At 74.3% G+C, this 20,082-nt stretch carries 15 protein-coding genes; 5 read left to right on the forward strand and 10 right to left on the reverse strand.

What is annotated here, in order from left to right; all coding sequences use genetic code 11:
* The first annotated feature begins 41 nt into the window (after positions 1-41).
* A complete protein-coding gene (locus FKD65_RS26670) occupies positions 42-923 on the forward strand; it encodes a universal stress protein (protein WP_141580070.1) in 882 nt (293 codons plus the stop codon).
* 5 nt (positions 924-928) lie between these two features.
* Positions 929-2,323, forward strand: a complete 1,395-nt coding sequence (locus FKD65_RS26675; protein WP_141580071.1) for a phosphoribosyltransferase family protein — start codon at positions 929-931, stop codon at positions 2,321-2,323.
* Between the two features lie 69 nt (positions 2,324-2,392).
* Here the strand turns inward: FKD65_RS26675 and FKD65_RS26680 are convergent, their stop codons facing one another.
* The 3 genes from FKD65_RS26680 to FKD65_RS26690 form a co-directional block, all read right to left on the reverse strand.
* Positions 2,393-2,893: a DUF2267 domain-containing protein gene (locus FKD65_RS26680; RefSeq protein ID WP_141580072.1), complete on the reverse strand. Its 501-nt coding sequence runs from the start codon at positions 2,891-2,893 to the stop codon at positions 2,393-2,395.
* Positions 2,894-3,021: 128 nt separating this feature from the next.
* Entirely contained in the window at positions 3,022-4,740 is a 1,719-nt protein-coding gene (polX, locus tag FKD65_RS26685) for a DNA polymerase/3'-5' exonuclease PolX (RefSeq protein WP_141580073.1), read from the reverse strand.
* 39 nt (positions 4,741-4,779) lie between these two features.
* The gene (locus tag FKD65_RS26690) at positions 4,780-5,913 is read right to left on the reverse strand and encodes a Vms1/Ankzf1 family peptidyl-tRNA hydrolase (RefSeq protein WP_141580074.1); all 1,134 of its coding nucleotides are present in this window, start codon (positions 5,911-5,913) and stop codon (positions 4,780-4,782) included.
* Between the two features lie 186 nt (positions 5,914-6,099).
* Here FKD65_RS26690 and FKD65_RS26695 point away from each other — a divergent pair, with 186 nt between their 5' ends.
* On the forward strand, positions 6,100-7,602 hold the full coding sequence (locus tag FKD65_RS26695; protein WP_141580075.1) for a cryptochrome/photolyase family protein: 1,503 nt from the start codon (positions 6,100-6,102) through the stop codon (positions 7,600-7,602).
* A 3-nt stretch (positions 7,603-7,605) separates the two neighbouring features.
* On the opposite strand, the gene cydC is transcribed toward FKD65_RS26695, so the two are convergent.
* The 6 genes from cydC to FKD65_RS26725 all read right to left on the reverse strand — a co-directional run bounded on the left by cydC (position 7,606) and on the right by FKD65_RS26725 (position 16,091).
* Positions 7,606-9,288, reverse strand: coding sequence for a thiol reductant ABC exporter subunit CydC (gene cydC, locus FKD65_RS26700; RefSeq protein WP_141580076.1), 1,683 nt, complete (start codon positions 9,286-9,288; stop codon positions 7,606-7,608).
* Entirely contained in the window at positions 9,285-10,898 is a 1,614-nt protein-coding gene (gene cydD, locus FKD65_RS26705; protein ID WP_141580077.1) for a thiol reductant ABC exporter subunit CydD, read from the reverse strand. Before cydD ends, cydC begins: the two co-directional genes overlap by 4 nt.
* Before the next feature lie 7 nt (positions 10,899-10,905).
* The gene (cydB, locus tag FKD65_RS26710) at positions 10,906-12,018 is read right to left on the reverse strand and encodes a cytochrome d ubiquinol oxidase subunit II (protein ID WP_141580078.1); all 1,113 of its coding nucleotides are present in this window, start codon (positions 12,016-12,018) and stop codon (positions 10,906-10,908) included.
* A 64-nt stretch (positions 12,019-12,082) separates the two neighbouring features.
* On the reverse strand, positions 12,083-13,501 hold the full coding sequence (locus tag FKD65_RS26715; RefSeq protein ID WP_141580079.1) for a cytochrome ubiquinol oxidase subunit I: 1,419 nt from the start codon (positions 13,499-13,501) through the stop codon (positions 12,083-12,085).
* 117 nt (positions 13,502-13,618) lie between these two features.
* Positions 13,619-14,833 carry a helix-turn-helix domain-containing protein gene (locus tag FKD65_RS26720; RefSeq protein ID WP_141580080.1) on the reverse strand — a complete coding sequence of 405 codons (1,215 nt, stop codon included), beginning with the start codon at positions 14,831-14,833 and terminating at the stop codon, positions 13,619-13,621.
* 31 nt (positions 14,834-14,864) lie between these two features.
* The gene (locus FKD65_RS26725) at positions 14,865-16,091 is read right to left on the reverse strand and encodes a CdaR family transcriptional regulator (RefSeq protein ID WP_141580081.1); all 1,227 of its coding nucleotides are present in this window, start codon (positions 16,089-16,091) and stop codon (positions 14,865-14,867) included.
* A 417-nt stretch (positions 16,092-16,508) separates the two neighbouring features.
* Here FKD65_RS26725 and FKD65_RS26730 point away from each other — a divergent pair, with 417 nt between their 5' ends.
* Both FKD65_RS26730 and FKD65_RS26735 read left to right on the forward strand, forming a co-directional pair.
* Entirely contained in the window at positions 16,509-17,138 is a 630-nt protein-coding gene (locus FKD65_RS26730) for a hypothetical protein (protein ID WP_141580082.1), read from the forward strand.
* 312 nt (positions 17,139-17,450) lie between these two features.
* Positions 17,451-19,340 carry a hypothetical protein gene (locus FKD65_RS26735; protein ID WP_141580083.1) on the forward strand — a complete coding sequence of 630 codons (1,890 nt, stop codon included), beginning with the start codon at positions 17,451-17,453 and terminating at the stop codon, positions 19,338-19,340.
* A 150-nt stretch (positions 19,341-19,490) separates the two neighbouring features.
* Here the strand turns inward: FKD65_RS26735 and FKD65_RS26740 are convergent, their stop codons facing one another.
* Positions 19,491-20,042, reverse strand: a complete 552-nt coding sequence (locus tag FKD65_RS26740; RefSeq protein ID WP_141580084.1) for a hypothetical protein — start codon at positions 20,040-20,042, stop codon at positions 19,491-19,493.
* Between the last annotated feature and the right edge of the window lie 40 nt (positions 20,043-20,082).

The raw sequence follows: 20,082 nt of genomic DNA on the forward strand, positions 1-20,082 counted from the left end.
AGGATGGAAACACCCTCGCGGTAGAGGAGGGGAGACGGCCGATGGACGATCACAACGGGATGCGCTCCGTCCTGGTCGGATACGACGGGTCGCCCGCCGCCGAGCAGGCGCTCCGGTGGGCGGTGGACGAGGCCCGGCTCCGCGGCCTCGCCCTCACCGTCTGCCATGTGTGGCACTGGCCCTATCCCGCGCGCCCGCCGGACAAGGACACCCTGGAGATCCTCCGCAGCGAGGGCGCGATCGTGGCCGACGAGGGCGTGCGCAAGGCCCGCGCCCTCGCCGGGGACCTGGAGGTCCGCTGGTGCCTCGAACGGGGTTCGGCCGCCGGCGCGCTCCTGAAGGCGACCAACGGCGCCGTCATGGTCGTGCTCGGTTCGCGGGGGCAGGGCGGTTTTGAGGCCCTCCCGGTGGGCTCCACCGCGGTCCAGGTGGCCGCCCAGGCCGCCTGCCCGGTCGTCGTCGTGCGCTCGTCCGAGCGGCTGGACGGCGAGCGGATCGTGGTCGGCGTGGACGGCTCGTCGGCGGGCGACGCGGCGCTCGGCTTCGCCGTGGAGGAGGCCGCGCTGCACCACGGCCCGGTGACGGCGCTGTGCAGCTGGTGGGACCCGGCCGCGCTTCCCGGGCCGGACCGGGCGCCCTTCGTCGACCCGCAGGCGATCCGGCACGAGGCGATCGCGCGGTTCGAGCAGGCCGTCGCGCCGTGGCGGACCGAGCGGCCCGAGGTGCTGGTCGAGACCAAGTTCGTCCTCGACGCGCCGCGGCGGGCCCTGGTCAGCGCCTCGCACGGCGCGGCGATGCTGGCGGTGGGCGTCCGCGGGATCGGCTCGCTGCCCCAGATGCTCCTGGGGCCGGTGCCCCAGGTCGCGCTCCAGGAGGCCCGCTGCCCGGTGGCGGTGGTGCCCGCGCCGGGACCGGGGAGGTGAGGGCGGTGGAGTTCGCGGACCGGGCCGATGCCGGGCGGCGCCTGGCCGGGCGGCTGGGGGACCTGCGCGGCCAGGACGTCGTCGTGCTGGGGCTGCCGCGCGGCGGGGTGCCCGTCGCGTTCGAGGTCGCCCGGGCGCTGCGGGCGCCGCTGGACGTGATCGTCGTCCGCAAGCTGGGCGTCCCCTTCCAGCCCGAGCTGGCCATGGGCGCCATCGGCGAGGACGGCGTGCTGATCGTCAACGAGGAGATCGTCCGCCACACGGGCCTCGGCGAGTCCGATCTCGGCGCGGCGCGGCGGCGCGAGCAGGCCGAGCTGGACGCCCGGGTCGAGCGGTTCCGCCGCGGCCTGCCCCGGGTGGGGCTGGAGGGCCGCACGGCCGTCGTGGTCGACGACGGCGTCGCGACCGGCGCGACCGCGCGGGCCGCCTGCCAGGTCGCCCGCGCGCACGGCGCCCGCCGCGTGGTCCTGGCGGTGCCGGTCGGGTCTCCCGACACGATGGCGGACCTGCGCCGGGTCGCCGACGAGGTCGTGAGCCTGCAGGAACCGGAGCTGTTCTACGCGGTCGGCCAGTGGTACCGGGAGTTCGGCCAGACCTCGGACGGCGAGGTGGTCGAGCTGCTGGAACGCGCCGCGATGGCGTCGAGCCACGCCCGGCCCGGTTCCGCCGGCGGAGGTCCGGGCGGCCCCGGGCCCGCCCGCCCGCCCGGCGAAGGCCCCGCCGATCCGCCCGGAGCCGCCCGCCTCATGGACCCGCCGGACCCGCCGGACCTCGACGAGGAGGTCTGGATCGACGGCGGCTTCGTCGAGCTGACCGGGCACCTCACGGTCCCCGCCGGGGCCGCCGGCATCGTGGCGTTCGCGCACGGCAGCGGCAGCAGCCGGCACAGCCCGCGGAACCGGCAGGTCGCCGCGGGCCTCAACCGGGCCGGGCTCGGCACGCTGCTGTTCGACCTGCTGACCACCGGGGAGGAGCTCGACCGCGGCAACGTCTTCGACATCGGCCTGCTGGCGGACCGGCTCGTCGCCGCCACCGGCTGGCTGCGCGACCGGCCGGAGACCGGGGACGCCCGCATCGGCTACTTCGGGGCGAGCACCGGCGCGGCCGCGGCGCTGTGGGCCGCCGCCGAGCCCGGCGCCGACATCGCCGCCGTCGTGTCCCGGGGCGGGCGCCCGGACCTGGCCGAGCGCCGCCTCGGCGACGTCCGGGCCCCCACGCTGCTGCTCGTGGGCGGCGAGGACCGGCAGGTACTCGACCTCAACCGGCGCGCGCAGGAGCGCCTGCGCTGCCAGAACCGGTTGACCGTCGTGCCGGGGGCCACCCACCTGTTCGAGGAGCCGGGCGCCCTGGAGGCCGTGACCGGGCACGCCAGGGACTGGTTCGACGCCCACATGCGCTGACCGGGGACCCCGGCTCCGGCCAGGGCCCGAGCCGGGGCGGCGGAGTCCGCGGCCCCGGCTCGCGGCAGCTCACATGACGGCGCGGGGGGCGTTCTCGGGGCTCCTCGCCGACCGCTCCGCGGGCGCGGCCCGCCCGGCGGCCCCGCCGCCCGGCAGGAACAGCTTGCGGAGCTCCTCGGGGAGCTGCCACACCGCCTGGTCGACGGCTCCCGGGGCGATCTCGGAGGACACGACCTCCGTGACGACCGCCAGCGTCTTGGGCACGTCGTCGCGCCCGATGCGCGCCTCTTCGGCGTAGTGGACGGTGATCTCGTGCAGGTCGTACTTGCGCGGCACGTGCCGGGGGCTCCACCCGTCGTAGAACACCCCGCGCAGCAGTTCCGGCAGCTGCGCGGCCAGGTGCGCGGCGGCGTCGACGGTCAGCCGGTCGCGCAGCGTGTGCGTCCAGGCGCGCAGCACCCGGTAGGCGAACCGGCGGTCCTCGGTGCCGAACGCGGCGGCCACATCGGCGATCCACCGGTTGGTGGTGTCGATGCTCCGGTCCAGCCCATGTATCCCTGTGAACGTCATCGCAGCGGCTCCAGAGCGGTCTCGGCGAACACGGACCCTTCCAGCGTGCGGCCGCCCGCGGGCGCGGCGGCAGGGACGAAGGTCCCCAGGTGGGAGGACGTTTCCGCAGGTCCGGGCCCTTTCGCGGCCTACCGTCCGGCCCGCAGGAAGGCGAGCAGCCGGTCCGCGGGCCAGGTGTTGACGACCTCGCCCGCGGTGAGCCAGCCGCGCTGCGCGGTGCCGATCCCGTAGCGCAGGTGGGCCAGGTGCGGGACGGCGTGGGCGTCGGTGTCGACGGCGAACCTGACGCCGTGGCGCCGGGCGCGGCGGACGTGCTCGGCGGGCAGGTCGAGCCGGTCGGGGGACGAGTCGATCTCCAGGACGGTGCCGGTGCGGGCGCACGCGGCGAACACCTCGTCCCAGTCCGCCTCGACCGGCGGCCGGCGGCCGATCTGCCGGGCGGTGGGATGCCCGAGGACGTCGACGAACGGGTTCTCGCAGGCGCGCACCAGCCGCCGGGTCATCTGCTCGCTCGGCTGCTCGAAGTGGGAGTGGACCGAGGCGAGGCACAGGTCGAACCCGGCCAGGAAGTCGTCCGGCCAGTCCACCCCGCCGTCGGGGTCGATGTTGAGCTCGGTGCCGTGCAGGACCCGCATGCCGCCGTTCCGGCCGTCCAGCTCGCGGACCCGCTCGCGCTGGGCCAGCATCTTCTCGTCGGTCATCCGCTGCATGGCCAGGCCGGGCGCGTGGTCGGTGACGGCGTAGTAGGAGTACCCGCGGGCCGCCGCGGCGGCGACCATGTCCGGCAGGTTCGCCAGCCCGTCCGACAGGTCGGTGTGGGTGTGCAGGTCGCCCCGGACGTCGGCCTCGGCGACCAGCAGGGGCAGCTCCCCGCGCATGGCCGCCTCGATCTCCCCGCTGTCCTCGCGCAGCGGAGGCGGGATCCACGGCAGCCCGAGCCTCGCGTACACCTCCTCCTCGGACGCCGACACGAGCTTGGCCCCGGTCTCGACGTCGAACAGCCCGTACTCCGACAGCTTGAGCCCGGCGTGGACGGCGATCTCCCGGGTGCGGATGTTGTGCGCCCTGGACCCGGTGAAGTACTGGAGGGCCGCGCCCCAGTCCTCGGGCGGCACCACCCGCAGGTCGACCTGGAGGCCGGCGCCGGTGCGGATCGACGTCTTGGTGTCCCCGGCCGCGATCACCTGCTCGGCCAGGGCCAGCCCCACGAAGGACTTCATCAGCGCGTCGGGGCGGTCGGAGGTGGCCAGCACGTCGATGTCGCCGACCGTGTCCTTCATGCGCCGCAGGGACCCGGCGAACGCGCAGCGCTCGCAGCCCGCGGCCGCCGACAGGTCCGCGACGATCGTCTCGGCGAGCTCCATCGCGGTCCCGAGCGGGACGCGCCGCCCCGCCTTGTGCAGGATCTCGATCCCGTGCCGCAGGTTCTCCTCGGTCTTGGCGCCGAAGCCCGCCAGGCCGTGCAGGCGCCCGGCGCCGAGGGCCCGGTCCAGCGCCTCCACCGAGTCGATGCCGCGCTCGTGGTAGAGCACCATCGCCTTCTTCGGGCCGAGCGTGGGCACGAGCGTCAGCTGCCGCACGCCCACCGGGATCCGCGCCCGCAGCTCCTCCAGCTCGTGGATGCTCCCGGTGGACAGGTACTCCTCGATCTTCGCCGCGATCGACCTGCCCACGTTCGGGATGCCCCGCAGCCCGGCGGCGTCCAGCCCCGCCAGGTCCGCCGGGTCGCCCGCCACCGACCGCGCGGCCTTCTGGTACACCCGCACCTTGAAGGCCTCACCGCCGGTGATGGCCAGCAGGTCGGCGTACTCGTCCAGCAGGGCGCCGACCTCGTCGTTGACGCGCATGGCTCCCGCTCCCTCTCGTCCCCTGCGGGCCGCGGACCCTCAGGCGTAGCGGCACAGGGCCCCGATCCCCTGCGAGGGGAGGCCGGGCGCCTCGGGGTCCAGGACGTGCACCTCGGCTCCGGTCAGCACGGCGGCGCGGACCGCGACGTCGGCCAGCCGCCCGCGCACCACGGGGCTCGCGCCCTCCTCGACGAGGGGCGTGCGCCGGTCGGACACCTGCGTCGGCGCGGGACCGAACCAGGCCGTCCGCCGGTCGGCGGGGTCGTCGGCCACCAGCAGCGTGGCGACCTGCCCGCGAGCGAGCGCCCGCAGGGTGGGGACCGCGCCCTCCACCGCCAGGCCGGACGGGCCCCGCCCCTCGTCCAGCCGCTTCAGCAGCCCGCGGGTCTCCTCGTCCGCCCACCGGCCCACCTGCTCCCGGACCTGGCGCTTGCGGCGCTGCCACGCGCCGTCCCGGCCCCGCCCGCCGGAGACGTGGCCCACGGTCACCTCCTGGCGGACGCCCTCCGGAAGATGCTTGGTGAGGTACTGCATGGCCCGCACGTCCCCGCCGAGGAGCAGCACGCGGGCGCCGGAATCGGCCAGGTCGCCCGCGAGCGCGTGCGCCACCCTGGTCGCGTTGTGCTCCCACGAGTCCTCGGCGCGGTGCTGGTGGCGGCTCTGGGACCAGCCGCCGGGGGCGTTGCGGACGATCTCGTCGTCGGGGCCGTCGACCGTCCTCGTCGTCGCGGCCGTCGTCCCGCCGCGGCACGTCTCGATGTCGGCGCCCTTGCGGTCGACGAGCGTGAGCACGTACGGCGGGCGCTCCTGGAGCCAGGCCAGAAGCGGAAGCAGGCACGGCACGGGCCCGTGGACGGCGAGGTCGCGCGGCCGCGCGCCGGGCATCTCGACCACCAGGGGCTCCGGTTCGCCGTCGACCGCCCCGATGTCCTCGACGGCGAACACGGCCACCGCGCCGGAGCCGGGCTCCGCCCTCATGATCAGCCGGTCCACCGCCTCGACGGCGGCCTCGTCGGCGCCCTGCGCCCGCAGCCGCTTGGCCAGCAGCTCCCGGCGCAGCGCGGCGTCCTCCTCCCCGGGAGGGGCGGTCAGGTTGAAGTAGACCGATGTCACCGGCCCACCGGAGCAGAGCCGACGCAGGGTCTCGGTCGTGGTTCTCTCGTCCGACTTCATGCAAACAGCCTGTACAGCGGTCCGCCGTCCGATTCAGGGACGAAGGTCCGCAGGTCGCCGGACCTTCGTGCGTCCGGTCCCGACGGGAGGCGGTCACCGGGCCGGACCCGTCGCGCGCCGCCTTCGCCCGCGAGGGGATGTGCGCCACACTGAGCGGGAGTCCGGGCGTCCAGGGGGAGGATCCGCGTGGCTCACGACCCGTCGCGTGCACCGGTCCACTGGCTGTTCGGGGACCAGTTGGGCCCGCACTTCCTGCCGCCGGACGGCGGCATCGTGATGATCGAATCGCGCGCCGTCCTCCGGCGGCGCCGCTTCCACCGCGCCAAGGCCCACCTGGTGCTCTCCGCCATGCGGCACCGCGCGGCCGAACTCGGTGACCGCGTCCGCTACGTCCAGGCGGAGACCTACCGCGAGGGCCTGGAGCGGGCCGCGGGCGACGCCCCCGTGACCGTCCACCATCCGACGTCCCATGCCGCCCTCCGCTTCGTGCGGGGCCTCCGGCAGGTGGAGGTGCTGCCGCCGCGCGGGTTCCTCGTCCAGCCGGAGACGTTCCGGCAATGGGCCGAGTCGGGCGGCGGCCGCCTGCGTATGGAGGGCTTCTACCGGCGGGTGCGGCAGGACCACGACCTGCTGATGGACGGCGACCACCCCGCGGGCGGGCGGTGGAACCTCGACAAGGACAACCGCGAGCCCCCGCCCAAGGGCGAGGCGGCGCTGCCGGTGCCGGCCCCCTACCGCCCGCGCGAGGACGAGATCGACCAGCGGGTCAGGTCGGATCTGGACCGCTGGGAGCGGAGCGGGGAAATCGCGTTCGTCGGCCGGGACGGACCGCGGCTGTTCCCCGCCACCCGCGCCGAGGCCCTCCGCGCCCTGCGCGCGTTCGTGGAACGGCGCCTGCCCACCTTCGGCCGCTGGGAGGACGCGATCCTGGCGGGGGACTGGGCCATGAGCCACAGCCTGCTGTCCGCCTCGCTCAACCTCGGGCTGCTCGACCCGGCCGAGTGCGTCGAGGCCGCCGAGGACGCGTTCCGCGCGGGGGAGGCGCCGCTGAACTCCGTCGAGGGTTACATCCGGCAGGTCGCGGGATGGCGCGAGTACATGTGGAACCTGTACTGGCACTTCGGCCCCGGCTACCGGGAGTCCAACGCTCTGGGGCACCGCGCGCCACTGCCGGAGTGGTTCGCCTCCCTGGACGCCGACGCCGTCCGGGCGCGGTGCCTGTCGACCACCCTGGCTCAGGTCCGCGACCGGGGCTGGGTGCACCACATCCCCCGGCTGATGATCCTGGGCAACCACGCCCTCCAGCGCGGCTGGGACCCGGCGGCGGTGACCGACTGGTTCCACCGCTGCTTCGTGGACGGATACGACTGGGTGATGCTCACCAACGTCATCGGCATGTCGCAGTACGCCGACGGCGGCCGCATCACCACCAAGCCGTACGCGTCCGGGGGCGCCTACATCAACACCATGAGCGACCTGTGCGGCCCCTGCGCCTACCGCCCCGACGAACGCACCGGGGAGCGGGCCTGCCCCTTCACCGCCGGGTACTGGGAGTTCGTCCACCGCCACCGCGAACGGCTGGCGCACAACTACCGCACCGCCCGCGCCGTCAAGCAGCTGGACCGCCTCCGCGACCTGGACGACGTGCTGAGCGAAGCCCGGAACCGGGACCCGGACGCCGCGCCCTGACCGTCACTCGCCGGGCTCGTGGAGGCGGCCCGATCGAAGGTGCAGGATCCGGTCGACGGCTCCGGGCGGCGGCGGTGCGTGGGTGATGAGCAGGACGCCCGGCCCCGACGGGTCGCCGAGAACGTCGGCGAGGAGGTCGCGGGCCGTGGGGGGATCGAGATGGGCGGTCGGCTCGTCCAGGATCAGCAGCCGCGCGCCGGACAGGAAGGCGCGGGCCAGCGCGATCCGCTGCCGCTGGCCCCCGGACACGCGGACGCCGTGCTCGCCCACGTGGGTGTCGAGGCCGCCGGGGAGGCCGGCGATCCAGTCCCAGACGCGGGCGCGGCGCAGCGCTTCGACGATCTCGGACTCGGCGGCGTCCGGTTCGGCGAGGGCCACGTTGGCGCGGATCGTGGTGCCGAACAGGTGGGCGTTCTGGTCGACCAGGCAGACCGCGCGCCGGACGTCGTCCTGCGCGTAGTCGCGCAGGTCGTGGCCGTCGAGGGTGACACGGCCCTCGACGGGGTCGCGGAACCGGACCAGCAGGTGCGCCAGGGTGCTCTTGCCCGCGCCGCTCGGACCGAGCAGCGCGACCCGTTCGCCGGGACGCAGGTCGAGGTCGACGCCGTCCAGGACCCAGGGCGAGTCGGCCGTGTAGCGGACGCGCACGCCGCGGGCCTGGAGCAGGTCGCCCCGCGGTGCGGGCAGCGGGTGCGGCGGGTCGGCGGCGGGCACGGGGTGGGCGGTCAGCGCGCCGAGGCGGGCGGCGGCGCCGTGCGCGGTGAGCAGCTCGCGGGCCGCGTCCGGCAGCGGCCGGACGGCCTCGAACGCCGCCGTGGCCGCCAAGGCGAGGGCGGCGAGCAGGACGCCGGGCAGCGCGCCCCGGTGGACGGCGTGCAGCCCCGCGACCAGGACGGCGAGGGTCGTGGCGGCGGTGAGGAGGGTGACCGACGCCGAGGTGAACCCCGCGGTGCGGGCGTCGCGGCGCGCGATCCGGGCCAGCGCGGCGTCGGCGGCGCCGATCCGGCCGAGCTGCACCTCCACCCGCCCGAAGGCGACGAGATCGGGCGCGCCGTGCAGCAGCTCCACGGTCTCGGCGCCCCGCGCCGCGCGGGCTTCGGTCCGCCCGGACGCGGCGGCACGCGTGAGCGCGACGGCCGCCGCGGGCAGGACCAGCGCGGCGGGCAGCAGCCCCAGCGCCAGCCAGAGCCCGGCGGAGGGCAGCAGCCACGCGGCGGCGGCGACCGTCCCGGCGCCCACGGTCAGCGCGACGAGCGGCGGGGCGAACCCGCGCAGGTAGAGGTGCTGCACGGCCTCGACGTCGGCGACGAACCCGCTGAGCAGGTCGCCCGACCTGGCGTCCGGCAGCCCGGCCGGGACGAGCGGCTCCAGCCGCCGGAACCACCGCACCCGCAGCTCCCGCAGCAGCCGCAGGCTCGCGTCGTGGGAGACCACGCGCTCGGCGTAGCGGAACGCGGCCCGCGACAGGCTGAGCGCCCGCACCGCGGTGATCGCCACGGCCAGCGCGACGACCTCCGGCCGGAGCGCGGCGCGGGAGATGAGGTAGCCGGAGGTCCCCATCAGCGCGACCGCCGAGCCGAACGCGAGCGCGCCGCACAGCGCCGACGCCGCGAACCGGTGCGCCACGGGCCGCGCCGCCGCGACCAGCTCCCGCACCGGCCCCTCCGGCCGCGGGCGGGGCGTCATGTGAGGGCTCCCGTGGGAGCGGGGGTCAGGTCGATCACCTGGTCCGCGCCCTCTGCGAGGCGCGGGTCGTGGGTGGCGACCACCACCGTGCGGTCGCGGAGGGTCAGGAGCGCGTCGATCACGTGTTGGGCGGTGGTCGGGTCCAGGTGGGCGGTGGGCTCGTCCAGCAGGAGGAGCGGCGCGGGACGGGCCAGTGCGCGTGCCAGGGCCACGCGCCGCACCTCCCCGGCGGAGAGCCCGGCGCCCGCCTCGCCCACGGTGCGGTGCAGCAGCGAGCCGGCGCCCGCGAGTTCGGCCGCGGCCGCCGGGCCGAGCCCGCCGGGCCCGGACGGGGCGATCGCCTCGGGCACCGGGCCGGGACGCAGCCGCGGGCGCTGCGGCAGCCAGGCCACCAGCCGCCGCCACTCGTCCGGGTCGAAGGCGGCGAGGTCCGTCCCGTCCACCGTGATGAGCCCGGACGACGGCTCCACGAACCGCATGAGCAGCGCCAGCAGGGTGCTCTTGCCCGCGCCGCTGCCTCCGATCAGCGCCGTCCGCCGCCCTGGACGGATCTCCAGCGACATCCCGCTCAGGACGGGCGGACCGTCGTATCCGGCCGTGACGTCCTCCAGGCGGACCGTCCCGAACACGGCCGGGCGCGGGCGCGCGGGCGCCGGCACGGCGGGAGGCAGCGCGAGCAGGGCGGACAGCCGCCGCGACGCCGTCAGCCCGTCCGCTCCCCCGTGGAACTCGGCCGCGAGACCGCGCAGCGGCCCGTACAGCTCCGGCGCGAGGACGAGGATCGCGAGGCCCGCCTCCAGTTCCAGGCCGCCGGTCGTCAACCGCAGGCCGATGCCGACCGCGACCAGCGCCGTGCCGAGGGTCGCGGCGAGCTCCAGGACGAAGGCCGACAGGAAGGCCGTGCGCAGGACCCGCATCGTCTCCCGCCGGTAGCGGTCGCCGGTCGCGGCGATGGCGGACGCCTGGGCGCGTCCCCGGCGGTGGGCGCGCAGCGTCGTCAGCCCGCTCACCACGTCCATGAAGTGCCCGCTCATCAGGGCCAGGGCCCGCCACCGCTCCCGTGTCCGGGCCCTGGTCGACCGGCCGATCAGCGCCCCGAACAGCGGGACGAGCGGCAGCGTCCCGGCCATGACCAGCGCGGACGGGACGTCCTGGAAGGCGGCCCAGGCGAGGATCGCGGGCGGCGCCACCGCGGCCGTCATCAGCTGCGGCAGGAACCGGGCGACGTAGGCCTCCAGCGCCTCCACGCCGTCGGTGGTGGCGGTCACCGCCTCGCCGGACGGCACGCTCCCCGGGCGCGCCCGCACGATCCGCCGCAGCACCCGGCCGCGCAGCTCGCGCACCATGCGGGACGCGGCCGTGCGGGCGCCGGTCTCCGCCGTCCAGCCGATCGCGGCGCGCGCCGCGCCCACCCCGGCGAAGCCGAGCAGCGCGGGCAGGACGTCCGGCACGTCGCGGCCCCCGAGGAAGCCGGCGACGACGATGTGGGAGAACAGCACCGCCTGCGCGACGGTGAGCACGGCCGTGCAGACCGCGAGCGCTCCCGCCGCCGCCAGGAACCGGCGGACGCCGGGGACGTCCCGCGGCAGCCAGTGATCGAGGGCGCGCATCCGCGGCCTACTCTCCGCCCTCGGCGGCCGCGCCCCCCGAGGACGAGCCGCCCGGCCCCCGCCCCCTGGTGATCATGTGCAGCGGGGTCGGCGGGCGCGCGAAGTCCTCCCGCGAGAGCCGCGCCCGGAACACCCACAGCGCCCAGACCTGGTAGACGAGCACCACCGGCACGAACACCCCGGCGATGATCGTCATCGCCACCAGCGAGTAGTGGTTGGACGCCGTGCCGTAGATCGTCAGGCTCGGCGAGCCGGCCGTGGACGACACCATGACCCGCGGGTAGAGCCGGGCGAACAGGGCGGCGACGAGCAGCACGGTCGCGGCGGACGTCCCCGCGAACGCGGCCAGGGGACGCCTCAGCAGGGCCAGCGGCCCGGACGCGGCGGCCGCCGGAAGGCTCAGCCCGAGCAGCACGTACACGGGCACGGGGTAGGGCGCCGACGACGAGGCCTGTACCGCCGTCCACACCGAGAACACGATCAGCAGCACCGCCGCGACCGGGTAGAGCGCGAGCGCGAAGCCCCGCGCCCGCTCCTCCAGGCCGTCCCGGGTGCGGACGGCGAGGAACAGCGCCCCGTGCAGCGCGAACGCCGCCACGAGCGTGAACCCGGCGAGCACCGAGTAGCCGCTGAACAGCACGCCCTGCCCGCCGGTGACGTCGCCTCGGGCGTCCATCGGCACGCCGCGCGTGATCGCGGCGAACACGACGCCCAGCAGGAACGGGATGGCGACGCACGACACCGGCATCACGACGTCCCAGCGGCGGCGCCAGCCCAGGTCGTCGTGCTTGTTGCGGTACTCGATCGCGACGCCGCGCACGATGAGCGCGACGAGGATCCCGAAGAACACCAGGTAGAAGCCGGAGAACATACTGGCGTACCAGCCGGGGAACGCGGCGAAGGTCGCGCCGCCCGCGACGATGATCCACACCTCGTAGCTGTCCCACACGGGCAGGATCGTCGCGAGCAGCGCGTGCCGCTCCGGGTCGTCGCGGCCGAGGAACGGGTAGAGCATCCCGACGCCGAAGTCGAAGCCGTCCAGCAGGAAGAACCCCATCCAGAGCACTGCGATCAGCACGAACCACAGCGTCTGGAGGTCGAAGTGCCCTGCGGTCTCCATGGCGATGACGCACCTTTCCAAGGGACGTGCCGGGGCCCGGCGAGCGGGTCGGCGGCCGGGCGGGTCAGTGGAGCATGGGCGGCAGCGCGTCCTCGCGGGTCAGGTCGGGTGCGGGACGCTCCGGGCCGGTCCTGATCGCCCGGACCATCAGCCAGATCATGATCGTAGCGAGCACCCCGTAGACGGCGGCGAAGCCGGCCAGCGTCGCGATCACGTTGCCCGTCGTGACCATCGGGGAGATCGCGTCGTGCGTCCTCAGCAGGCCGTGGACGATCCACGGCTGCCGCCCCATCTCGGTGACCAGCCAGCCCGCGGTGTTGGCGAGGAACGGCAGCGCGAGGAACGCGTAGGCCGTCCAGGCGAACCAGCGGGGCCACGCCCAGCCGCGCCGGTGGATGATCCACAGCCACGCGGCGCTGTAGAGCAGCACGAGGAACCCGACCGTGATCATGATGCGCCACGACCAGTAGACGCTGCCGATGATCGGCGTGTAGTCGCCCGGCCCGTACCGCGCCTCGTACTCGCGCTGGACGTCGTTGATCCCGCGGATCTCGCCGTTCCAGCTGTTCGTGGACAGCACCGACAGGCCGTGCGGGATGGCGATGTCCACGTTGTTGCGTTCCGGGTGCTTCTCCCAGGGGCCGATGGCCAGCAGGGACAGCGGCGCGGGCGCCTGCGTCTCGTACAGCGCCTCGGCCGCGGCCATCTTCATCGGCTGGTACCTCACCAGGAGCTGCGCCTGGAAGTGCCCCACGCCGATCACCACGACCGACGCGACCGCCGTCACCCACAGCGCCCCGCGCGAGGCGGCCCGGAACAGCGTCACGTCCGGGTCGTCCTGCGGGGCGCCCTCCCGCCGGGCCTTGCGCAGCCGGTAGGCGGACGCGGCGACGACCAGCAGCCCCGCCGTCACCAGCGACGCGGCGATCGTGTGGAAGAAGTGGGTGATCTGCAGCGGCTGGAGGAGGACGTCGCCGAGCGACGTCATCTCCGCGCGCCCGCCCTTCATCGCGTAGCCGACGGGGTGCTGCATCCAGGAGTTCGCCGCCAGGATGAAGTAGGCGGACGACCACGTGCCCGCCACCACCAGCCAGATCATCGTGAGGTGGAGGCGCGGGGACAGCCGGTCCCAGCCGAACAGCCAGAGCCCGATGAAGGTGGACTCCAGGAAGAACGCCACCAGGCCCTCGATCGCGAGCGGCGCCCCGAACACCGACCCGACGAACCGGGAGTAGACCGACCAGTTCATGCCGAACTGGAACTCCTGCACGATCCCGGTGACGACCCCCAGCGCGAAGTTGATCAGGAAGAGCTTCCCGAAGAACCGCGTCATCCGCAGGTAATGCTCCTTGCCGGTGCGGTACCAGGCCGTCTGCATCGCGGCGACGAAGAAGGCGAGTCCGATCGTGAGCGGCACGAACAGGAAGTGGTAGACGATGGTGACGCCGAACTGCCACCGGTCCAGGACCGCTGTCGTCTCCACCCCGCTCCCTTCCCCCGCTCGGAGATCTCGGCGGCGGAGCACCGTCGGGCAGCCGCCCCACCGGGCATGCACTGGGCAGGCTTCCCGTCCGGTCGGCTGCCGATAGGCAGCCCGCGGTCAATCGTTGATCAAGTTGTCGCCGGGCGGGCGGGGCGCCGGGCGGGTGCGGAGCCGCTGCGCGCGCAGGGCGGCCTCGGTGGCGAACCGGGTGCCGGGGTCGGCGAGCTCGTCGCCGAGCAGGTGCTCCAGAACGCGCATCCGGTACCGGACGGTCTGCACGTGCACGCCGAGCTCCTCGCTGATCCGCGTCGCGGGCGCGCGGGTGCGCAGCCAGACGGCGAGCGTGTCGACCAGCGGCTGCCTGCGCCGGTCGCTGAGCGGGGCGAGGGGCGCCAGCCCGCGGCGCGTGATCTGGTCCATGAGCGCGCCGTCGGCCAGCAGCCACAGGCTCATCAGGTGGTCCTCGCTCAGGGTCAGCGTGCCGTCGTGCAGGACGTCCCCGAGGTCGAGCAGGCGCCTGGCCCAGCGGAGCGAGTCGGAGGCGCGGGCGCGCGGGACGGTCAGGCCCACCGCCGCGCGGTCCCCGGCCAGGGCGGCTTCGAGCATCGTCCGCCGTTCGCCGGTGAGCGGGCCGGGCACGAGGAGGTACGGTGCCGGGTCCTCCGGATCAAGCAGCACGTCGGCGTCGAGCAGGGGGCAGACGGGGAGCGTTCCCGGCGGTAAGGCGACCAGCGTGACCTCGTCGGGGAGCGGCCAGTCGGCGTCCGGGTCGGGCTCGACGGACGCCGCCGGGGCGACCAGTGCGCGCAGGAGGGCGAGCCGGGCGGCGGCGCGCACTTCGGACGCCTCCGTCCTGGCCTTCTCGTAGCCCTCCCTGGACAGGGCGGCCGCCTCGTCCATGTAGTCGATGACGGCCTCGGCCAGCGCGGACACCGCCAGGACGGACGCGACCCGGTCGTCCAGCATCGCCCTGATGCGGGACCACGCCACCTGCGTCGCGGTGCGGTAGGCCGACTGGAGCACGGTGAGCGGGCGCCCCTCCATCGCCTCGAACGCGCCCATCTTGCGGCACAGCTCGTCCCGGCGGTCGAGCGGCTCGGCGGGGTCGGCCAGCCAGTCCAGGAAACCGAGGACGTTCCGCTCGACCGCGGTGCGCAGGACCCGGTTGTAAGCGCTTCCGGGCGGCCGCGCGTAGGCGGGGATCGCGGCGCGGATCCGCTCCACGATCTCGTCGACGAGGTCCGGGACCACGGTCGTCCGGGCGTCCGGCGACAGCGCCGCGACGAGCGTGTGCAGCTGGTCGGACTCCTGCGGCGAGAGGGGCGTCGGCATCGCTGGCTCCCTGGGGTGGGCGACGGGGTGGTCAGGAAGCGGGCCGCGCCGGCGGCGTCCGCCGGCCGGCCTTCAGGATCGCCTCCAGGACGAAGCGCGTCTCGGGATCGTCCAGCGGGCCGCCGACCTCCTTCCTGATCTGCCGCAGCCGGTACCGGACGGTCTGGGGGTGCAGGTGCAGCCGGCGCCCGACGTCCGCCGCCGTGCTCCACTGCTCCAGCCAGACCCGCAGCGTCTCGGTGAGCGCGCGGCCCTTGGCCTCCGGCAGGGCCGCCAGGCCGCCGAGCCGGCGCCGCGCGAGCTCCTCCACGAGGGGCGGGTCGCACGTGAGCCACAGGTCGAGGAGGTGGTCCTCGGCGCGGACCAGCGGCCGGGCGTCGATCACGCCGTCCTCGGCGAGGGCGAGCACGCCCCGCGCCCAGCGCAGCGCGTCGGGGACCTCGTCCAGCGGCACGGTCAGGCCGACCGCGACGGGCCCGCGGTCGAGCGCCGCGCCGAGCAGCGCGCTCCGGGCCTCGTCGACCTCGCCGGGCACGAGCAGCCAGGGCGCGGGGCCGCCGAGGGCCGACAGGACGTCGCGGCGCGCGGCGGCCGGCCGCCAGCGCGTGCCGCGGCGCACCGCGACCGGGGTCGCGGTCTCCGGCACGTGCCAGCCGAGTTTCGCGGCGAGGTGCTCGAGCACCTCGCGGGAGGCGGCCGGACGCGTGGAAAGAGCCCGCATGAGCAGCCTGCGCGAATGGACGAGGTCGACGGGCGCCTTCAGGGTCTGGCCCAGATAGGCCTCGACGATCGGCTCGATTATCTGGTCCATGAAGGCCATTTGGAATTCCGCGACGCGGGCCAGGTCGGCGCCCGACACCTGGTTGCGGACGCACACCTCGGTGATCCGGTGCCATGAGGTGTCGAAGGCGATGTGGATCGCGGCGTGCAGGGACTCCAGGCTGCGGTTGCCCGTGACCTCCTTGCGCCCGAACGAGTGCAGCAGCTCCAGCAGCCCGTCCAGCGGCTCTTCCGGGTCGGCGAAGCGCGCCATGTACGTGCGCATGGTCTCCCGCACCACCCGCTCCGGGCTGGGCTGGGCGCCGTCCTCGACGGCGTAGTCGGGAACGGTGGCGCGGACCGCCGTGTAGATCTCCTCGGCCAGCCCGGGGAGCCCCGACCGCAGGACCTCGACGAGTTCGGGAGGCGCCGGTTCGAGGTGCGCGTTCGCGCCCTCCCGACCGGACCCCGGGGCGGTCTGTCCAACCGGAACCGACATGCCGTTCAAAATACCCAGGGGTGTGTGGCCGGACCAGGGGGTCCGGAGTTTGAAAAAGCATGGGAACGGTTCCGCGAAAATGAATAGGGTCGCTGACAGCGGGGCGTCGCGGAGAGTCAGTCGCGGATATGACGGCGCGACGTATATCGGCGCGACCTCATGACGATTTCCGGTCGGACCGTTCCCGCCCGCACACCGCCTCCTCATCGGCGCACAAACTCCACGGCGGGTTTTACTCAGCCGTTGACAGACCTTGCCGGAATCGGCGTCGGTCCCCCCTTCGAGCCTTGTCGGCCGTGAAATTCTCCGCTTACCGTACTGGCTGGTAGGTGAATGGTGAGCTCACACCCACCCACGCAGGAAGGCCCGTGCCCGTCCCCAGGCACCCGGTCCCACCCCCAGGAAAGGTCATTCCCCGTGCGTAAGATCACCTCGGTGGCACTCGCCGCCACGAGCGCGTCCGCGCTCGCGCTGTTCCTCGCCCCCGCCGCCAACGCCGCGACCCTCACCGCGACGGTCACCAGCGGCGGCTCGGTGACCGCCACCAACTCCGGCAACCTCGTCATCACCGACACCAGCACCGGCATCGCGGTGACCTGCACCGCCTCCACCGGCGCCGGCAGCATCCCGAACGGGACCAAGAGCGGCAGCTCGCCGCTCCAGGTCGGCTCGCTCAGCTCGATCGGGTTCACCAACTGCAAGGGCGGCGGATTCACCTTCACCGTGACCACGAAGGCCCTTCCCTGGAAGGTGAACGTCACGGGTCCCACGGCGGGCGGCGTCACGCCGGGCAGTATCAGCGGCATCTCCGCGCACGCCTCGGCGGCCTTCGGCCTCTGCCAGATGGACATCAACGGCACGGCGTCCGGCTCCTACACCAACGGCACCGGCAAGCTGACCGCCGGCGGCGCCAGCCTGACCATCAGCAACGTCACCGCCGGCTGCCTCGGCATCGCGAACAACGGGGACACCGCCTCCCTGAGCGGCGCCTACATCGTCAAGAACAGCGGCGGGACGTTCCCGCAGATCAACGTCACCTCGCCGTGACCCGCTGACGCGGCGCACGCGACCGCGGAGGCCGTCCACCCCGCAGCCCTCCGCACCCACCCCGGCGAGCCGGAGACGCCGACGCGTCTCCGGCTCGCCGCCTTCGTCGGACCACGGCCCGGCCCCGGGCCGTGGTCCGCGCGGTCGGTGCGCCCGGGAACGTTCCGGTGTACCGCCTGGCCGATAGCGGCCCGTTCCGGCGATCTTGCTTGACTCTGGACACTCAAGAGTTTCTATTGGCCCCCTGTGATCCTTCGCGATCACCGCTGCCCTGTCGGCTTTCGGGGATGAGGAACCATAGGAGGCGATGGCATGCGCCATCGACGTACACGGGCGGGATCCCTCGCCCTCGCCGCGGTGCTCGGCCTGAGCCCGCTCGCGGCGGTGCCGGCGGCGTCGGCCGACGGCCGGGTGACCGAGGTGGCGCTGCCGGTGCCGGACGTCGCGCCGGTCGGGCTCGCCGCCGGACCGGGCGGCACCGTCTGGTACGCCGCGAACGCCGGCGGGATCGGCCGCGTCGGCGCGGACGGCAAGGTGACCGAGTTCAAGGTCGGCGAGAACTCGCAGGGCCTGGCCGGCATCCCGGACGCGATGACGGCCGCGAGCGACGGCGCGATCTGGTTCACCGACGTGTCCTACAGCGTCCCCCGGGTGGGGCGCGTGGACCCGGCGAGCGGCGCCGCGACCCTGTTCGAGCTGCCCACGACGGGCGACGTGAACTTCGCCAACGCGCAGATCGCCGGCATCACACCCGGCCCCGGCGGGTCGGTGTGGGTCTCCGGCGGCACCGCGGGCACCATAGGCCGCGTCGACCCGTCCGGGAACGTCACCGCGTACGCGACGGGCCTCTCCCCGTACGGCGTCACCGTGGGCCCGGACCAGGCGGTCTGGTTCAGCGACAGCAGCGGCCTGGTCGGCCGGCTCGACCCCGCCACCGGCGAGGTCGTCCCGCACGAGACGCCGTTCACCAACCAGGGCTACCCGGGCATGGGCGACATCGTGTCCGGCCCGGACGGCAAGGTCTGGTTCACCCAGCCCGGCGTCGGCCGGATCGGCTCCATCGACCCGGCCACCGGCGAGGTCGCCGAGTACGCCCCGCCGCGCCCCGACTCCGACCCCACCGGAATCGTCGCGCGCGACGGCAAGCTGTGGTTCACCGAGGCCGCCGCCAGCAACATCGGCAGCCTCGACCCCGCCACCGGCGAGATCGCCGAGTATCCGCTCCCGGCGACCCTGTCGGCGCCGACCCGCATCATCAACGGCCCCGGCGGCCACCTCTGGTTCACCGAGCCCGGCCGCGGCCTGATCGGGCACTTCGACCCGGCGGACCCGCCGTCCGGCTCGTCCCACCCGGCGGTGCCCACCTCGACCCCGGGCGTCAGCCCCACCCCCGGTGCGCGCTTCCAGAACCAGTGCGCGGCGGAGACCCTCTGCCAGACGCAGGTCACCACCGGCGGCAACGTCAAGATCGGCACGTTCGAGCAGAGCCTGCCGAACGGCGCCATCCGCATCACCGGCTCCCTCGGCGCGCCGGACGAGACGGGCGACCTCGTCCTCGACCCGCCCGTGATCGGCGAGCAGCTCGTCTCCAAGCCGGTGGAGGTGCCGGGCGGCCTCATCGGGCAGCTGCCCCTGATCGGCCCGGTCCTCGGCAAGTCGCCCGCCGCGATGTGGGAGGTCAACCGCCTCACGATCAGCCAGTCGCTGGCCGGGAAGGTGCACCTCTACCTGACCGACACCGGACTCGCCGTCCGGGTGCCGCTGAACGTCCAGCTCAACAACTCGCTGCTCGGCACGACCTGCGTCATCGGCCCGATCACCGCGAGCCTGCCGACCACGTTCCTGGCCGGTGCGCCGAACGGCGACCCGCACCTCGGGTTCGTCCCCGCGGCAGTCAGGCTGGAGGCGCCCATCGACGTCCCGGCGGCCAAGGGCTGCGGTCCGTTCGGGATCCTGGACGGCGTCATCAACCAGATGATGGGCCTGCCCTCGCCCGCGTCGCAGAACTCCATGAAGATGACCGGCGTCCTGAACCTGGGCAACGGCATCAACGCGAGCAACACCCCGGAGAGCGTGGCCTCCGGCCCGGTCGCCGCGAAGCTCAAGCAGCTGCTCAAGGCCGGAACGACCCAGCGCAAGGCCGCCAAGGCCCCGACCCCGGCCCCCAAGAAGGCCACCTACAAGCTCAAGGCCCGCCACTAGCGACCGCCTGCGGCGGCGGGGCCGCCTCCACCGGTCGCCGGGCCGATGCTCGGCTTGGTGCCCCCCGAAAGACGAGTGGCTCCTCCGCAGGGAGGAGCCACTCGGGTGGTGAGTGCGAGCATCCGCCAGACCCTCATCAGGGTCGGGCGATCACTCGCTGATGACCACGCCTTCGGTGCTCGGGGGGACCTGGACGCTTTTCCCGTCCTGGTGCTTCGTGCGGTAGCACACCCACGTGCCGAAGGGAGCCACGACCTCGATCTCCAGCGTCTCCGTGGCGTCGTGGCCGGCGGCGCGCACGCAGAGGCCGGTGATCAGGCACACGATCGCGACCATCACGAGGGTGAGGGCGGCGGTGAGCACGCCCTCCCTGGCGAAGATCGCGAAGCCCACCGTGAGGGGGGAGGACAACACGGCCAGGAGGACGAACGAGTAGAACGTCGCCTGTGCGGTCGTGTAGACCCAGCTTCGGATGTTCTCGCCCCGACTGGGCTTGCGCAGTCGGGGAACGGCCAACTTCAACCGGCCATCCTCGCCCATGGCGAGGGTGGCCGCTGCGGCGGCCTCCGTGGACCGGGGGCCGCCGGCTTTCAGGGAGCAGCGGATCTCGCCGTCTTCGGCGGGGCGGATCCGGAGCTCACCCCGGCCGGGACCGATCTCGAGAACGTCGGTTGCCGTGGCCGGGCCCAAGTCGAGGTGCATGTCGAACTCCTGACTCTTGTTTGGATGGCATGTCCGCACC

This window comes from Actinomadura sp. WMMA1423 (assembly GCF_006547145.1).
Classification (GTDB): Bacteria; Actinomycetota; Actinomycetes; order Streptosporangiales; family Streptosporangiaceae; genus Spirillospora.

What these genes read in the sequence shown, in the direction of transcription:
- FKD65_RS26720 (WP_141580080.1), bottom strand. Translation starts at nt 14,833, where the DNA reads ATGCCGACGCCCCTCTCGCCGCAGGAGTCCGACCAGCTGCACACGCTC.
- cydC (WP_141580076.1), bottom strand. Translation starts at nt 9,288, where the DNA reads ATGACGCCCCGCCCGCGGCCGGAGGGGCCGGTGCGGGAGCTGGTCGCG.
- cydD (WP_141580077.1), bottom strand. Translation starts at nt 10,898, where the DNA reads ATGCGCGCCCTCGATCACTGGCTGCCGCGGGACGTCCCCGGCGTCCGC.
- FKD65_RS26725 (WP_141580081.1), bottom strand. Translation starts at nt 16,091, where the DNA reads ATGTCGGTTCCGGTTGGACAGACCGCCCCGGGGTCCGGTCGGGAGGGC.
- polX (WP_141580073.1), bottom strand. Translation starts at nt 4,740, where the DNA reads ATGCGCGTCAACGACGAGGTCGGCGCCCTGCTGGACGAGTACGCCGAC.
- FKD65_RS26740 (WP_141580084.1), bottom strand. Translation starts at nt 20,042, where the DNA reads ATGCACCTCGACTTGGGCCCGGCCACGGCAACCGACGTTCTCGAGATC.
- FKD65_RS26680 (WP_141580072.1), bottom strand. Translation starts at nt 2,893, where the DNA reads ATGACGTTCACAGGGATACATGGGCTGGACCGGAGCATCGACACCACC.
- FKD65_RS26690 (WP_141580074.1), bottom strand. Translation starts at nt 5,913, where the DNA reads ATGAAGTCGGACGAGAGAACCACGACCGAGACCCTGCGTCGGCTCTGC.
- FKD65_RS26735 (WP_141580083.1), top strand. Translation starts at nt 17,451, where the DNA reads ATGCGCCATCGACGTACACGGGCGGGATCCCTCGCCCTCGCCGCGGTG.
- FKD65_RS26670 (WP_141580070.1), top strand. Translation starts at nt 42, where the DNA reads ATGGACGATCACAACGGGATGCGCTCCGTCCTGGTCGGATACGACGGG.
- cydB (WP_141580078.1), bottom strand. Translation starts at nt 12,018, where the DNA reads ATGGAGACCGCAGGGCACTTCGACCTCCAGACGCTGTGGTTCGTGCTG.